The organism is Rhizobium sp. Rhizsp42, assembly GCF_047304155.1.
Classification (GTDB): domain Bacteria; phylum Pseudomonadota; class Alphaproteobacteria; order Rhizobiales; family Rhizobiaceae; genus Rhizobium.
On record NZ_JBGLYS010000026.1, the window covers coordinates 46,309 to 61,817 of the forward strand.

Consider the following 15,509-nt stretch of genomic DNA (forward strand, 5'->3'; position numbering starts at 1 on the left):
ACCATCCCTGCGTTCCCTGGATAGACAGAGGCGGGGCGGATGCTCCGGTGGTTGGTCATGCACGAACAGAACACGCAATCGTCCTTCGATTTCGCAAGCCGCACGATGCACCCGAAATCGTCAAGATTTGGCAAAGAAACCCTGTTTTTCGCGATCCTGCCGGATCCCGAAGCGCGCCAGGCCTGCCTGGAGATACAGGCGCGCCTGCAGAGGGAGCATGACGGGCTTCTCTCACCCATGGCGCCCGAGCGGCTGCACATTTCGCTTTATGGCGTTGCCAGCGCCGAGAAGATCAAGGACGAGATGATCTTCGCGGCTTGCCAGGCAGCGTCGGCGGTGGATGCTTGCCGGTTCGATCTCAGCTTCGACCATGTCGCGTCGTTCAGAACCGCGTCGCGCAACGCCATCGTGCTCTCGGGCAATGGCGGTCGGGAACTGTTGCGACAGCTGCATATCCAGATCGGTATCGAGATGCACGCGATCGGCTGCGATCCGCATGTGAAAGCCGATTTCCAGCCGCATGCAACGCTGTTTTATGCCGACGAGAGGGTGGCAAAGACCACGCTTGCCGCGCCCGTCGTCATGCCCGCGCGGGAGTTCGTGCTCCTGCACAAACGGCCGGGTGAGCCGAACTACGAGCATGTGGAAAGCTGGCCGCTCAGCGAACGCGGCTGACACCTTGCCTCATGTATCGGAACGCGCTTAAAGCTGCTGCAGCAATGACAGCAGCAGCGGAGACGAAAATGGATAGGTCCGAGATCATCATTTCAGGCGATACGGCGGGAATGGAGTGGCGGCTGCCGGTGCTGCGCTTCAAGGGCAGCGACCCGAAGGCGCCGAAGATCTATATCCAGGCGGCGCTGCATGCCAACGAGCTGCCGGGCACGGCGCTGGTGCATTTTCTCTGCGAAAAGCTGCGCGCGGCCGAAAGCGCCGGCGAAATCCGCAGCGACATTACGATCATCCCGCACGCCAACCCAATCGGCGCCGCGCAATCGCATTTTGGCGAGCTGCAGGGGCGGTTCGATCTTGGGACGCGCACCAATTTCAACCGCGAGTTCCCGCTGATCTCGGTCAAGGATCGCGACGGGCTGGTGGCCGAGCTCGACCGCTACAACGCCGTCGACCGGCTGAAGCGGCAGCTGATGCATATGGCGCTCGAAGCGGATTTGGTGATCGACCTGCATTGTGACGATGAATCTTTGCAATATGCCTATATCGACGAGGCCTTCTGGCCGGAGGCGGCCGATCTCGCCGCAGCACTCGACATGGAAGCGGTGCTCCTGTCGGATGGCGAAAGCTCGGCCTTCGAAGAGGCGATCGGCTATGCCTGGAAGCACGAGACGCAGGAGAAGAAGACGCGGCTGCCGGGCAAGCTCTCGGTCACAGTCGAGCTTCGCGGCATGCGCGACGTCTATCCCGAGATGGCGAAGAAGGATGCCGAGGGGCTGTTCAACTTCCTTGCCGCGCGCGGCGCTATCGCTCATCAAGTTACGCTTGCGCCCTTCACCGGCCCTGCCGTGCCGCTCGACAATATCGAGATGATCCGCGCGCCTGAGGCCGGCACCGTGCTCTTCCATCGCAATATCGGCGAGGAGATCAAGGAAGGCGAGCTGCTGGCGACCATCCTCACCCGGCCCGGCATGGCCGATGGCGCGATCGAAGTGCGTGCGCCGCAGGCGGGACTGATCGTCACCCGCACCTCGTCGCGCCTGGTGCGCCGCCGCGCCGACCTGATGAAGATTGCCTGCGGGGCGGCCAGCAAGGTCGTGCGCAAGCCGGGCGCGCTTGAGAACTGAGCGCCCTAGCATTGGGGCTGCGAACTGATCAGGAAGAACCGAATGACCGTCACCATCTATGGCATCAAGAACTGCGACACGATGAAGAAGGCCCGCACCTGGCTGGAAGAGCACGACGTCGCCTATGATTTCCACGACTACAAGGCTTCAGGCATCGACCGGGCGCATCTGGAAAAGTGGACACACGAAGCGGGCTGGGAAACGGTGCTCAACCGTGCCGGCACGACCTTCCGCAAGCTGCCGGATGACGCGCGCGAGAACCTCGATCGCGAGAAGGCGATCGCGCTGATGCTGGAGCAGCCGTCGATGATCAAGCGGCCTGTTGTCGAGGCCGACGGCAAGCTTCTGGTCGGCTTCAAGCCGGAAATCTATGGCGGGTTCTTCAAGGGCTGATCGGATGTCGAAGACGACGCGGGCAACACAGGTTCTGGAAAAGGCGAAAATCGCCTTCACCGTCCACACCTATGAGTATGATCCGAATGCCGAGCGGATCGGACTACAGGCGGCCGAAGCGATCGGCGAGGAGCCGCATCGCGTGTTGAAGACGCTGATGGCCGAGGTGGATGGAAAGCCTGTCTGCGTCGTCGTCCCCTCCGACCGCGAGGTCAGCATGAAAAAGCTCGCCGCCGCCTTCAGGGGTAAGTCGGCCAACATGATGAAGCCGGCGGATGCAGAGCGCCTGACCGGCTACCACGTCGGCGGCATCAGCCCCTTCGGCCAGAAGAAACTCGTGCCGACGGCGATCGAGGAAGCGGCGATGAGCGAGACCCTCGTCTACATGAATGGCGGGCAGCGAGGATTGCAGGTGCGGCTTGCTCCGAAGGATGCGCTCGACGTGCTGAAGGCGACGGCGGCGGCGCTGGTGGCGTGAGCGAGTTCCGGCCTCAACCCTTCCATTTGGCGGCCCAGTCCTTCAGCGCCGCCCGCGCCTTGTCCGGCCACTGCTTGACCGGCGGGCGAACGATGATCTTCTTGTTGAACGGCTTCCAGGCCAGATAGACGGCGCGGCTGTCGATATCAGCGACGAGGATCGCCTCCTCTTCCGTGCACATATGCGGCGTGCAGGCCATGCCGGTAAAGATATTGCCATCGAAACTGCCGCTGCCGACGCCGGTGATGCTGCGCTCATACTGTTCCTTGTCTGCACCCAGAAGAGCGTAGATTTCCCTTGCCACCGCCGCGTTGGAGAAGAGCTCCGCCGGATGCGCGGCCTTGTGATCGCGCAGCGCGTCCCAGCCCTTTGCAGCATCGGGCGTGAAGGCAACGTCGGCCAATGGCTTGAAGCCGTCGGGCGCCGTCCAGGACCACTGCACGCCGGCGCGGCCGGGGATCGGCCGTGAGGAAAACAGCAGGTGATCGCCCTTGTTCTCGACTTCCAGCCCGACGCAATTGTCCGGCTGCCCGTCGAGACGCGGAACGGCGCCCGGTGAGAAGGACAGCACGAAGCGATCGCCCGGGCAGGCATTGCCGCCATTGGACGAGGAGCCGATGGCAACCGGGACGTTGCCGACGACCGCCATTTCCTCGATCATCAGATAGGCATTGGCCAGCAGCCTGCGGCCATCGACCGTCAAGGCAAGCTCGTCATCCTGCTTCACGATCTCGACCTTGTGGCCGAACATGGTCATGCCGAGTTCGCCAGCGACTGCCGCTGCCGGCAGGGCGAGGCCCGCCGCGGCCAGTATCCCCATCAGCTGTCTCATCCGCTCCCCACTTGCCCGATGTCCCCATGGGACATCTGAATATGCACGGTTGAAATTGGCAAGGGCCGCAAGCTTCAATTTCGCCGCAAAGGGGTCTAAGTCTGATGGCCTGTCCGTTCGTTTCAGAAGGTGATCGATCATGAACTACATGCCGCAGGGCGATAACGCCGTGGACCCCATCAAGCTCGACAAGCTCGCCGAAGTCGCCGTCAAGGTCGGGCTGCAGCTGCAGAGCGGCCAGGATCTCGTGATCACCGCGCCTGTTGTGGCGCTGCCGCTGGTGCGGCAGATCACCAAGCATGCCTATATGGCCGGTGCCGGCCTGGTCAGCGCGTTCTATTCCGACGAGGAATCGACGCTGGCGCGCTATCAATATGCCAATGATGCGAGCTTCGACCGGGCGTCCAGCTGGCTCTACGAGGGCATGGCGAAGGCCTATGCAAACGGGGCGGCGCGGCTGGCGGTTGCTGGCGACAATCCGATGATGCTCTCCGAGCAGGACCCCGCCAAGGTCGGCCGCGCCAACCGGGCGATGTCGACGGCTTACAAGCCGGCGCTTGAGAAGATCTCCAACTTCGACATCAACTGGAACATCGTCTCCTATCCGAACCCGGCCTGGGCAAAGCTGGTGTTCCCCAATGATCCCGAGCCTATCGCGGTCGCCAAGCTCGCCAAGGCGATCTTCGCCGCCTCGCGCGTCGACGTCGAAGACCCGATCGCGGCCTGGGCGGAGCATAATGCCAACCTCCGGAAGCGCTCCGGCTGGCTGAACGGCGAGCGTTTCTCGGCGCTGCATTTCACCGGCCCGGGCACGGATCTGACGGTGGGGCTTGCCGATGGCCACGAGTGGCACGGCGGCGCCTCCACCGCCAAGAACGGCATTACCTGCAACCCGAATATCCCGACCGAAGAAGTGTTCACGACGCCGCATGCGCTGCGCGTCGAGGGTCATGTGTCGAGCACCAAGCCGCTGTCGCACCAGGGCACGCTGATCGACAATATCCGCGTGAAGTTCGAAGCTGGCCGGATCGTCGAGGCAAAGGCGTCGCGCGGCGAGGAAGTGCTGAACAAGGTGCTCGATACGGACGAAGGCGCGCGCCGGCTCGGCGAAGTGGCGCTGGTGCCGCATTCCTCGCCGATCTCTGCCAGCGGCATCCTGTTCTACAACACGCTGTTCGACGAAAATGCCTCGTGCCACATCGCGCTCGGCCAGTGCTATTCCAAGTGCTTCCTCGATGGCGCCAACCTCAGCCAGGAGCAGATCAAGGCGCAGGGCGGCAATTCCAGCCTGATCCACATTGACTGGATGATCGGCTCCGACAAGGTCGATATCGACGGCATCAGGGCCGATGGCTCGAAGGTTCCCGTTATGCGGCAGGGCGAGTGGGCGTAACGGTCCAAGCCACTGCACGCATAGACCGGCCGGGTTTACCCGGCCGGAATTCCGGGTCAGCGGTAATAGATCACGTGGCCGCCGTTCAGCGCGCGCTGCACCTGGATGACATTCTTCAGCGCGATGCCGCGATCGGCGATCGCCTGCATCAGATGCCTGTCGGCGCTGACGGTCGCCTGCGCTTCGCGGATCCCTGATGGCATGGGGTGGCGCAGCGAGAGCGGCAGGGATTGCTCGCGCTGTGAGAGCGAGGTGATGCGGATGGCGGTGACGCTGTCGTTGTAAGCCTTGCCGAAGATGAACTCGGACACTTTCGACTGGCCCGCCAGCGCCGGCGCGGCAGGCAATGCGCCGGAGAGAGCGCCGGCAAGGGCGCTAACCATCAGAAGAGCGGGCAAGATTCTTTTCAAGGTATTTCTCCAGGTCGCATCATGAAGCGGCTGAAATCGCCGCGCCTTTGCTTCCACATAGGCGCTTCACCGCATTTTTTAAACGCCCGACCGAGGGCGTAGCGACCAATATTTGGTGATCGACGCGTAAGAACGTACCCTATGTCGGCAAGATCAAAACAGGCTGCCCTGCTTCGGCGGCGCTGCGGGATCGGCGGCCTTCGGCTCCGAGGTTTTGCTGCCGCGCTTTCTGGCGCCTGCCGGCGGCTCGCCGCCCTCGGTGGTGATCGCGCCGATGCGGCCGTCGGAGAATTCGATCGAGATGCCGGAGCCGGCGTGCAACATCGCCGCCTCGGAGACCGGCCGGTTGTCCTCATCGCGAATGACGGCATAGCCGCGCTTCAAGACATTCTTGTAGGAGAGCGATTGCAGCATGCGCTCCTGCGCGGAAAGCTCGCCGCGCGCCCGCACCAGCTGGTGACGCACCGCCGTGTCGGCGCTGCGTGACAGGTTGGCGAGGCGGTCGCGCATGCGCGATGTCTGGCTCTTCAGCCGCGATGGCAGCGAGGCTAGTGCTGCGTCGGCGCGGCCGATGCGCGATTTCGAGCGATCGATCAGCCGCTCGACGGTGCGCTCGGCCCGCGTCATGCGTTCAGCCAGCATCTGGCGGCGCTCGGCGATCCGGTTCGACAGCATGTCGGGACGCAGATGCGCCGCCGTGCGCTCGAAGCTGCGGCGCTTGTTGAGCGTGTTGAGCTCGAGGCCACGGCCAAGGCCTGATGCGGCCTCGTCGAAGCGACGGCGCGGCAAAGCGAGAAGCTGGTCGAGCGAGGGCAGTGCCCGCATCAGCGCCCGCACCTGCTGCCGGCGCTGGTCCATCTGCCGCAGCGTGCTGCCCTGCAGCCGGGCGCTAAGCCCCGAAAGCTGCGCCTCCAGCTCCGCCTTGACCGGCACGGCCATTTCGGCGGCACCCGTCGGTGTCGGGGCGCGAACGTCGGCGGCGTAGTCGATCAACGTCCAATCGGTCTCGTGGCCGACAGCCGAGATCAGCGGGATCCGGCTTTCGGCGGCGGCCCGCACCACGATCTCGTCGTTGAAGCTCCAGAGGTCCTCCAGGCTGCCGCCGCCGCGCGCGACGATCAGCACGTCGGGACGCGGTGTCGGCCCATCGGGCGCGAAAGCGTTGAAGCCGCGAATGGCGTTCGCCACTTCCTCGCCCGATCCCTCGCCCTGCACTTTCACCGGCCAGACGACGACATGGACGGGGAAGCGATCGGAGATGCGATGCAGGATATCGCGGATGACGGCGCCTGTCGGCGAGGTCACGACGCCGATGACCCGGGGCATGAAGGGCAGCGGCCGCTTGCGGGCGGGATCGAACAGACCCTCGGCGCCAAGCTTGCGCTTGCGCTCCTCGATCAGCGCCATCAGCGCGCCGGCGCCGGCCGGCTCCAGCGTCTCGATGACGATCTGATATTTGGAGGAGCCCGGGAAGGTGGTGATCTTGCCTGTTGCGATCACCTCCATCCCCTCTTCGGGGCGGACTTTCAGGCGCGAAAAGCTCGTCTTCCAGACCACGGCGTCGATGCGGGCGCGGTCGTCCTTCAGCGAGAAATAGGCGTGTCCCGACGAGTGCGGGCCGCGATAGCCGGAGATCTCGCCGCGCACGCGCACCTGGTCGAAGGCCGTCTCGACGGTCCGCTTGATCGAACCCGACAGTTCCGACACCGAATATTCGGTGAGATTGCTCGGCGAATCATTGTCGAAGAAGCTGCTCATAAGGCTGTTCTAGCCGAAGACGAGCGCAAAGGCAGCCCCGTGCGCGGGGACGTTTTTCGTTCGTCGGCGCTGTTCGATGCTGCGTCTCAACGAAAACAATCGCGCTGTTTCAAGAGCTTGGTGGATCGGCAAGACGGCACGACGTCTGAAGCCAGCGCGCGATTTTCCCCGTTTTGCATGGTGGCACCATGATTGCGGAAGAAAACCAAGGAGCTTCCCATGTCCGATCGCTTTGCATCCCACACACCTTCGCTCACAGGCCCCGCCAGCACCGGCTTTCCGATCACGCCCGACGACACGCTGGCGCTGCCCGAGACCACGCGCGCGCTCTATGTCGGCGGTGGCGGCAGCCTCGCGGTGGAGATGGCATCAGGCGCGATGCTGACCTTCGAGGGCGTGGGCGACGGCGTGCTTTTGCCGCTGCGCGTGTCGCGCGTGCGCGCATCCGGCACCACGGCGAGCGGTCTCATCGGCCTCGTTTGAATATCCGGCGCGCCGCTTGTTTTGGGCTCACGAAATATATGGAACCGCGAATATTGCCGATGCGTTAATTGTTCGTCAAAGCCAGCGGACGTATAGTGAGGTGATTCGGGAGACCCTGATGATTGCTCTGACCGCAACAGCAATTGGCATCGCAACAGCGCCGATGCGCAACATCTTTTCCATGGTTCTCGTGGGCTTGCTCATCTGCGGAAGCTATATCTGTGCGGCGTTTTTCGGGCCGACCTCGATCATCGATCTCGCCGTCGCCATCCTCTTCTACAATATCAGCCTGCTCGCCTGCCTCGTCGGGCTGCACCTGATCGGGCGCGCCCGCAAGAGAGCGCGCCTCGTCTGATATCCTCATGATCCGACGATAATTACGACCCGCTGGGCACGTAGCGGAAGAACTGCACCGGCGACCCCTCAGGCTTCGGCAGCGGCTGCAGGTAGGACGGGACATTGCCCTTTTCCAGCTGTGCGTAGAGACCATCCGGCTTCATCTTCGCAATCTCGCGGGTCTGCGCGAAATCGGGGCAGAAGGCGAGCGTCGTCACGCCGGTGCCGCGAATGAAGGCTTCCGCATCCGCGGGCGTCGCGAGGCCGATATGCAGCTCGGTGAGCATGCCGCCCTGGTTGCGGTGGTACGGCGCGGAAAGGATGCGGTTTTGCGTGAAGCGCAGGATATGAACGCCCATGTCGGAGGGTGCGGAGACGAGGCCGGGCGGTATCGACGCCAGTGGCGCAACGACCTCGGGCGAGGCGCAGGTGAGCTTCTCCTTGGCCTCGGCCAATTCGGCCTGGGTGTTGTCGAGCCTGGAGCCGATGAAGCCGCCGACCAGCCCCCAGACCGAGGCAACGCTTAGGAGTACGGTCAGGATATAGCTCAGCGCGGCGGCGCCATTTTCGCGGTCGGCATTGGAGACGCGGCGTATGTCGATGATCAGCAGCGCCAGCGGGAAGACGGCGAGCTGGTTGGCGAAGGTCGAGCCGCGAACCTGGACGAGCGATATCCCGAAGCTGATGCCAAGCAGGCACAGCAGAATGAGATGGATGCGGACGCGATCGGCATGGAAAAGCCGGAAGACGCAGACGGCGATGCCGAACAGGCCCGTCGCGTAGAAGAAGCCGAGCGTATAGGGATCCTGGCGCATTGCGCCGAAGATCGACTGCGCTTCCTGGACATTGTTGAGCCAGAGATCGATCAGCATCGGGTCGAGATCGGCAAGCGGATTGCGCAGGCATTGCGGGGCGATGATCAGCGCCGAGGCCAGAACGCCGGCCCCCACGCCCGCAAGGACCACGAAACGCAAGCCGCGTCCGAGGCCGCTGGCGAAGGCCGCGGCAAACAGCAGCAGGCCGCCGCCGATGGTTGCCAGGCTGTAATAGCCGAGAGAGAGGTTGTCGCAGGTCACAGCCGGATAAAGCCTCGGCGGTACCGTGCCGAAGAAGAACAGGCTGATCGATAGCGCCAGCGTCAGGCCGAAGGCCTTGGCGGCGGGCGCGAAGGGCTTTCCCTCCCAGGCCCAGGCCAGCGAGACGACAAGGCAGACGCCGGCGACGAAGGGCGTGGTCTCGGCGCCAATCGCAATCGCCAGCGCCGCGGAAAATCCAGCGATCGCGTAGCTCAGCGGCCGATGCTCCTCATCGAGCAGCATCGCCGTCATGATCGCCACCAGGGCAAACTGGACATTGTGATGATCGATGGAGCCGGGCAGGAAACGGTTGCTGGCGAGCAGCAGGAAGACGGTGAACCCCAGCGCGATATGCATGCCGAACACGCCGCCGACGCGCCGGCCGGCAAGCCCCATGCCCCAGAGGCTCGGGACGACGAGCGAGAGCGGCCAGACGAGCAATGCCGCGGCTTCTGCCCGCTGCTCGGGCAGGAAGAGCGAGAAGAACTTGATCAGGGTGGCGATCGGAAGGTCGATCAACCGCGACCAGTGCATCAGCGTGCCGTTGCCCAGCCCCATGCGGTACTGCATGAGATCGAACCAGCCCTGTCCGTTCAGGAAATCGCGAACCTCGACGAGGCGCATGACATCGTCATTGTCGGCGCCGACATAGTCCTTGGCGTTCGGCAGACGGAGCGCGACGATCGCGATTATCAGCAGCACGCTGTAGAAGAAAACGGAAGGCCAGAGCCGCGCCGCCTGCAATTGCAGCCTTTCGCGGAGGGACATGGATGTTGGTTCACCAGTCATCGGGGCAACAGTCGCCATGAAGCAGATCTCGTCATTGATTGCGGCGCGACTTTACGATGCGCGTATCAAGAAAGCGTAAAGTAGCGGCGCTGACACATCTTCGCGGCCTCATCCGTGACCTTCGCCCTCGTCATAGGCACTTGTTAACGGCCCTCATTTAGACTTGCCGCAAATTCCTCCTGATGGGTGTGATCATGACTGGATCGCGTGTCGATAATCTGAGCGTTGCCGTTTTGCTTCCCTGCTATAACGAGGCGGCGACGATCGGCGCGGTCGTGCGCGGCTTCAAGGCGACGTTGCCGGATGCTGCTGTTCATGTCTACGACAACAACTCCACCGACGGCACGGCGCTCCACGCCATGCTGGCGGGCGCCCATGTCGTGCGCGAGCGGCGCCAAGGCAAGGGCCATGTGGTGCGCCGCATGTTCGCCGATATCGATGCCGACATCTACATCATGGCCGACGGCGACGGCACCTATGCGCCTGAGGACGCCGAGGAGCTCATCCGCACGCTGCTGTCGGAACGCGCCGACATGGTCGTCGGCACACGCCGTGGCGTGCATGACGACGCCGGCCGCCAGGGCCACGCCTTCGGCAACCGCATCTTCAACATCTTGTACCGCACGATCTTCGGGCCCGATTTCACCGATATCTTCTCCGGCTACCGGGTGTTTTCCCGCCGCTTCGTGAAAAGCTTCCCGGCGGTCTCGGCCGGCTTCGAGATCGAGACCGAGATGTCCGTGCACGCCTCGCGGCTGAAGCTGCCTGTCAGCGAGCTCGAGCTCGACTATGGCCGCCGGCCCGAGGGCTCGCATTCCAAGCTCTCGACCTTCAAGGATGGCGCCAAGATCCTTTGGATGTTCGCCATGCTGATGAAGGAAACACGTCCCTTCGCCTTCTTCGGCATCATCACCGGCCTGTTCATGGCGCTGAGCCTCGGCTTCATGACGCCGGTCCTAGCCGAATATTTCGAGACGGGGCTCGTCAGCCGCATGCCGACCTGGGTCATGTCGATGGCGCTGATGATGATCTCGTTCATGATGTTTACCGCCGGCGTGATCCTGGATTCGGTCGCCCGCTCGCGCGCCGAGCATCTGCGCATCGAATACATGCGGCTCGAGGCATCGCATCTTCTCGGCAACGGTTTCGCCTCCGAACTCGAAGAGATCGACATTCGCCGGCAGCCCTCTCAAGCAGGTGCGGCGTGAAGAAACTACTGCGCTTCGGCATTGCCGGTGGGCTGGGCTTCATCGTCGATGCCGGCGTGCTCATGCTTCTGCTGCACACGACGCAGATCGGGCCTTTCATCGCCCGGGTGATCGCGATCGCGCTCGCCATGGTGACGACATTCGTCTTCAACCGCACCTTCACCTTCGAACGCTCGGGAGATTCTCTCGCCGCCGAAGGGTTTCGCTACGGCTCGGTCGGGATCACCGCCGCATTGGTCAATTACGGGCTCTATTCGGCGCTGCTTCTTTCGATGCCCGACCTGCAGCCGCTGGCGGCGATGGTGTTTGCCACCGCCGCGGCAACTGTCTTCAGCTTTTTCGGCTACTCGCGCTTTGTCTTTCGCGAGAAATAATCACACCGTCTCCCAGCCATCCTTCTCGCTGGCGCGATAGATCGCGTCGATGAATGCCTGGCTGAGCTTGGAGCTCTCCAGCGACACGATCTCCTGCGGCTCGCCCTTGGCGGCGCGCGCGAAAGCTTCGGCCTCGCGCTTGTACTGGCGGCTGTCGGGGAAGCGGAAGGTGGTGGATTCGTTGTGGCTGCGGTTGCTGAGCTCGATCTCTTCCGCGCCCCAGCGATCGGCGTTGAAGGGCGACTTCACCTCGATGAAGCCTTCGGAACCGTGAAACACCATGGTCTGGCGGTTCGCCATCTGCGTGGAGATGTAGAAGCTGAGCTCGAAGCCGCCGAAATCCGCCTTGACGCTGGAATAGATGTCGGTGCCGAAATCAGGATCGCGGCGGGTGACGGCCTGAACGCGGCGCGGCTCCTCGCCGGTGACGAAGCGGGTGGTGATGGTCGGGTAGACACCGATATCGGGCAGCGCGCCGCCACCGAGCGAGGGAATGTTGCGCATGTTGCCGGGGTCACGGTTGAAGTAGGTGAAGGCACCCTGCACGTGCAGCAACGTGCCGATGGCGCCGTCCTTGATCAGCTGGCGCACCTTCAGCCACACCGGCGCGTAGGTGACCATGTAGGCTTCCGTCACCAGCACCTTGTTGCGGTCGCGCGCGGCGATCAGGCTGTCGATCTCGTCTGCCTTCAAGGCGATCGGCTTTTCGCAAAGCACATGCTTGCCGGCATCGGCCGCCTTGATCGTCCATTCGACATGCTGGGCTGTTGGCAGCGGGATATAGACGGCGTCGATCTTGTCGGAGGCCAGCATTTCCTCATAGGAGCCGAAGGCGTGCGGCACCGAGAAACGGTCGGCCATTTCCCTTGCCCTGCCGAGATCGCGGCTGGCGATGGCCGTGACGACGCAGTTTTCCGCGTCCTGGATGGCCGGAACCACGAGCTCGCGGCCGATCTTGGCGGTCGACATGATACCGAAGCGCAGCATGGTCTTTTCCTCTCCTGATTTGATTTCGGGGGAGCTTAGAGACGGCCGGCCGAGGGCGCAATGGCGCGATCACAATTCGCGGCGCTTGCCGCGGCACAGGTTTTCATCCGCCCGGATGCGCACTAGGTTACATCGCAGCGGCGTCCTGTCGCGGTCCGAATTTCACCAGATTGAAGATTTCAGGAGTATTTCATGGAATTGCGTCGCCTTGGAAAAACCGGCCTTTCGGTCGCGCCGATCGTGTTCGGCGGCAATGTGTTCGGCTGGACGGCCGACGAGAAGACCTCTTTCAACATCCTCGACGCCTTCTTCGACGCCGGCTTCAACACCATCGACACCGCCGACGTCTATTCGGCCTGGGTGCCGGGCAACAAGGGCGGCGATAGCGAAGAGATCATCGGCAAGTGGCTGAAGCAGAACAAGGTCGCCCGCGACAAGGCCGTGATCATCACCAAGGTCGGCTCGGAAATGGGTCCCGGCAAGAAGGGGCTGAAGGAGCAGTATATCCTTGAAGCGGTCGAGGCGTCGCTGACGCGGCTGCAGACCGATTATATCGACCTCTACCTCTCGCACTGGCCGGATGCCGAGACAGCCTATGAAGAAACGCTCGGCGCCTTCGCCAAGCTGAAGCAACAGGGCAAGATCCGCGCCATCGGCTGCTCCAACCTCGACGCCACGCAGCTGCAGGCCTCCTTCGACGCCGCCGAGAAGGCCGGCTTGCCGCGCTATGACGTGATCCAGCCGGAATACAATCTCTACGACCGCGCCCCCTTCGAGGGACCGCTGGCCGATCTCTGCGTGAAGGAGGATATCGGCGTCATCACCTATTTCAGCCTCGCGGCCGGCTTCCTGTCGGGCAAGTACCGCAGCAAGGCCGATACCGAAGGCAAGGCGCGCGGCGGCAAGGCGGCCGGCTATCTCGACGACAAGGGTTTGAAGATCCTCGCGGCGCTGGACACGGTCGCCACCGAGAGCGGCGCCAAGCCAGCCGAGATCGCGCTTGCCTGGCTGCTGCGCAAGAAGGGCGTCACCGCCCCCATCGCCAGCGCCACCAGCCTGTCGCAGCTCGACAGCCTGACGAAATCGGCGACGCTTGCGCTTAGCGGCGAGGCGATGGCGCTGCTGGATAAGGCGGGCGCCTGAGGGCGGACACTCCGACTGCCATGCGACCGCCCCGTTATTGGTGGGCGAGCGCCCCATTCTCCACGTCATGCTCGGGCTCGTCCCGAGCATCTAAGCACACCTCGGCTGGCTCGACGTGGATTGCTCTACCATCGTCGGAAAGGCTCTAGATGCAGGGGCCATGACCGTTGCATTTGGGATGACGTGATTAGATCCTCGGGACGAGCCCGAGGATGACGTCGCGTATGATAATAATGTTGCTATTTCAATAGCTTATCGGATGGGCGTCTTGCAGTGCCAGGCGTGCTGCAAGCTCACCGCTGCACCAGCCTCCAGGTCACAACCGTTCGGCCACCCCACATGCCGCGTCATGCTCGGACCTGTGTCGAGCATCTGCCACGCATCATACCTCAAACAAAAATGCCGCCAAGCGCATCACGCCGGCGGCATCATTGTCAGCATGAGGCAATCAGCCCCCTGTCTTCAAGCGTGAAGCATCATTCCCACTCGATCGTGCCCGGCGGCTTGCTGGTCACGTCATACACCACGCGGTTGATCCCACGCACTTCGTTGATGATGCGGGTGGCGGCGCGGCCGAGGAATTCCATGTCGTAGTGGTAGAAATCCGCCGTCATGCCGTCGACGGAGGTGACGGCGCGCAGGGCGCAGACGAATTCGTAGGTGCGGCCGTCGCCCATGACGCCGACGGTCTGGACTGGGAGCAGCACGGCGAACGCCTGCCAGATCGCGTCGTAGAGACCGGCCTTGCGGATTTCGTCGAGATAGATGGCGTCTGCTTCGCGCAGAATCTCCAGCTTTTCGCGGGTGATGCCACCCGGGCAGCGGATCGCGAGGCCGGGGCCTGGGAAGGGATGGCGGCCGATGAAGCTATCAGGCAGGCCGAGTTCCTTGCCGAGCACGCGCACTTCGTCCTTGAAGAGCTCGCGCAGCGGCTCGACGAGCTGCATGTTCATACGTTCAGGCAGGCCGCCGACATTGTGGTGCGACTTGATCGTCACCGACGGGCCGCCGGTGAAGGAAACGCTCTCGATCACGTCGGGATAGAGCGTGCCCTGGCCGAGGAAATCGGCGCCGCCGAGCTTCTTGGCCTCTTCCTCGAAGGTCTCGATGAACAGGCGGCCGATGATCTTGCGCTTGGTCTCCGGGTCGGAAACGCCCTCGAGCTCGCCGATGAACTTGTCGGCCGCATCGACGTGGATCAGGTGCAGATTGTAGTGTTCACGGAACATGGCGACGACATTGGCCGCCTCGTCCTTGCGCATCAGGCCGTGGTCGACGAGCACGCAGGTGAGCTTGTCGCCGATCGCCTCGTGGATCAGCAGAGCCGCAACCGAGCTGTCGACGCCGCCGGAGAGCGCGCAGAGCACGCGCTTGTCGCCGACCTGCTTGCGGATTTCTTCAACCGCCTTCTGGCGGTAGGCCGACATCGACCAGTCGCCCTTGATGCCGGCGATGTTGTGAATGAAGTTGCCGATCAGCTTGGCGCCATCGGGCGTGTGGACCACTTCGGGGTGGAACTGCACGCCGTAATACTTGCGCTTCTCGTCGGCGATGAAGGCGTAGGGTGCGTTCGGCGAGGTCGCGACGACCTTGAAGCCTTCGGGAAGCGCGGTGACGCGGTCGCCATGGCTCATCCAGACCTGGTGGCGCGAACCCTTCGACCAGAGGCCCTCAAACAACGCGCTGTCCTCGTCGACTTCGAGGAAGGCGCGGCCGAATTCGCGGTGATGGCCGCTCTCGACCTTGCCGCCGAGCTGCATGCACATCGTCTGCTGGCCGTAGCAGATGCCGAAAACGGGAAGGCCGCTGTCGAAGATGATCTGGGGTGCGCGGGGCGAACCCTCATCGACCGTCGAGGCCGGGCTGCCGGACAGGATCACGGCTTTCGGCTTCAGGCTCTTGAAGCCTTCTTCGGCGGACTGGAAGGGAACGATCTCGCAGTAGACGCCCGCTTCGCGCACGCGGCGCGCGATCAGCTGGGTTACCTGGCTGCCGAAATCGACGATGAGAACGCTGTCGGGATGTGCTGTCTGGGTCATGGCGAGCCTTT

At 63.2% G+C, this 15,509-nt stretch carries 16 protein-coding genes; 10 read left to right on the plus strand and 6 right to left on the minus strand.

The features are described 5' to 3' along the window. Window positions 1-57 precede the first annotated feature (57 nt). The 4 genes from ACCD05_RS21975 to ybaK are packed head-to-tail and all read left to right on the plus strand — an operon-like array spanning window position 58 to window position 2,670. On the plus strand, window positions 58-675 hold the full coding sequence (locus ACCD05_RS21975) for a 2'-5' RNA ligase family protein (RefSeq protein WP_413395335.1): 618 nt from the start codon (window positions 58-60) through the stop codon (window positions 673-675). A gap of 44 nt (window positions 676-719) precedes the next feature. Continuing rightward, on the plus strand, window positions 720-1,799 hold the full coding sequence (locus ACCD05_RS21980; RefSeq protein ID WP_413395337.1) for a succinylglutamate desuccinylase/aspartoacylase family protein: 1,080 nt from the start codon (window positions 720-722) through the stop codon (window positions 1,797-1,799). 42 nt (window positions 1,800-1,841) lie between these two features. Next, a complete protein-coding gene (locus ACCD05_RS21985) occupies window positions 1,842-2,192 on the plus strand; it encodes an ArsC family reductase (protein ID WP_413395339.1) in 351 nt (116 codons plus the stop codon). Between the two features lie 4 nt (window positions 2,193-2,196). Next, entirely contained in the window at window positions 2,197-2,670 is a 474-nt protein-coding gene (gene ybaK, locus ACCD05_RS21990; RefSeq protein WP_413395341.1) for a Cys-tRNA(Pro) deacylase, read from the plus strand. A gap of 13 nt (window positions 2,671-2,683) precedes the next feature. Here the strand turns inward: ybaK and ACCD05_RS21995 are convergent, their stop codons facing one another. Continuing rightward, window positions 2,684-3,502 carry a hypothetical protein gene (locus tag ACCD05_RS21995; protein ID WP_413395343.1) on the minus strand — a complete coding sequence of 273 codons (819 nt, stop codon included), beginning with the start codon at window positions 3,500-3,502 and terminating at the stop codon, window positions 2,684-2,686. Window positions 3,503-3,641: 139 nt separating this feature from the next. On the opposite strand from ACCD05_RS21995, the gene ACCD05_RS22000 reads away from it, so the two are divergent. Continuing rightward, window positions 3,642-4,895, plus strand: coding sequence for an aminopeptidase (locus ACCD05_RS22000; RefSeq protein WP_413395345.1), 1,254 nt, complete (start codon window positions 3,642-3,644; stop codon window positions 4,893-4,895). 56 nt (window positions 4,896-4,951) lie between these two features. On the opposite strand, the gene ACCD05_RS22005 is transcribed toward ACCD05_RS22000, so the two are convergent. Then, entirely contained in the window at window positions 4,952-5,305 is a 354-nt protein-coding gene (locus tag ACCD05_RS22005; RefSeq protein ID WP_112993755.1) for a hypothetical protein, read from the minus strand. A gap of 153 nt (window positions 5,306-5,458) precedes the next feature. After that, window positions 5,459-7,063, minus strand: a complete 1,605-nt coding sequence (gene xseA / locus ACCD05_RS22010) for an exodeoxyribonuclease VII large subunit (RefSeq protein WP_413395347.1) — start codon at window positions 7,061-7,063, stop codon at window positions 5,459-5,461. A gap of 219 nt (window positions 7,064-7,282) precedes the next feature. Here xseA and ACCD05_RS22015 point away from each other — a divergent pair, with 219 nt between their 5' ends. Together ACCD05_RS22015 and ACCD05_RS22020 are read left to right on the plus strand one after the other, a co-directional pair. After that, window positions 7,283-7,546, plus strand: a complete 264-nt coding sequence (locus ACCD05_RS22015; RefSeq protein WP_112981640.1) for a spike base protein, RCAP_Rcc01079 family — start codon at window positions 7,283-7,285, stop codon at window positions 7,544-7,546. 118 nt (window positions 7,547-7,664) lie between these two features. Next, window positions 7,665-7,901 carry a hypothetical protein gene (locus ACCD05_RS22020; protein ID WP_112981639.1) on the plus strand — a complete coding sequence of 79 codons (237 nt, stop codon included), beginning with the start codon at window positions 7,665-7,667 and terminating at the stop codon, window positions 7,899-7,901. Window positions 7,902-7,923: 22 nt separating this feature from the next. Here the strand turns inward: ACCD05_RS22020 and ACCD05_RS22025 are convergent, their stop codons facing one another. Further along, window positions 7,924-9,726, minus strand: a complete 1,803-nt coding sequence (locus ACCD05_RS22025; protein ID WP_413395349.1) for a hypothetical protein — start codon at window positions 9,724-9,726, stop codon at window positions 7,924-7,926. Between the two features lie 215 nt (window positions 9,727-9,941). Here ACCD05_RS22025 and ACCD05_RS22030 point away from each other — a divergent pair, with 215 nt between their 5' ends. Next, window positions 9,942-10,955, plus strand: coding sequence for a glycosyltransferase (locus ACCD05_RS22030; RefSeq protein WP_113011041.1), 1,014 nt, complete (start codon window positions 9,942-9,944; stop codon window positions 10,953-10,955). Beyond that, window positions 10,952-11,329, plus strand: coding sequence for a GtrA family protein (locus tag ACCD05_RS22035; protein WP_413395351.1), 378 nt, complete (start codon window positions 10,952-10,954; stop codon window positions 11,327-11,329). The genes ACCD05_RS22030 and ACCD05_RS22035 overlap by 4 nt, the downstream gene beginning before the upstream one ends. Here the strand turns inward: ACCD05_RS22035 and ACCD05_RS22040 are convergent, their stop codons facing one another. Next, on the minus strand, window positions 11,330-12,316 hold the full coding sequence (locus ACCD05_RS22040) for a Gfo/Idh/MocA family protein (RefSeq protein ID WP_413395353.1): 987 nt from the start codon (window positions 12,314-12,316) through the stop codon (window positions 11,330-11,332). Window positions 12,317-12,508: 192 nt separating this feature from the next. On the opposite strand from ACCD05_RS22040, the gene ACCD05_RS22045 reads away from it, so the two are divergent. After that, on the plus strand, window positions 12,509-13,459 hold the full coding sequence (locus ACCD05_RS22045) for an aldo/keto reductase (protein WP_413395355.1): 951 nt from the start codon (window positions 12,509-12,511) through the stop codon (window positions 13,457-13,459). 476 nt (window positions 13,460-13,935) lie between these two features. On the opposite strand, the gene guaA is transcribed toward ACCD05_RS22045, so the two are convergent. After that, entirely contained in the window at window positions 13,936-15,498 is a 1,563-nt protein-coding gene (gene guaA / locus ACCD05_RS22050) for a glutamine-hydrolyzing GMP synthase (protein WP_112944837.1), read from the minus strand. Between the last annotated feature and the right edge of the window lie 11 nt (window positions 15,499-15,509).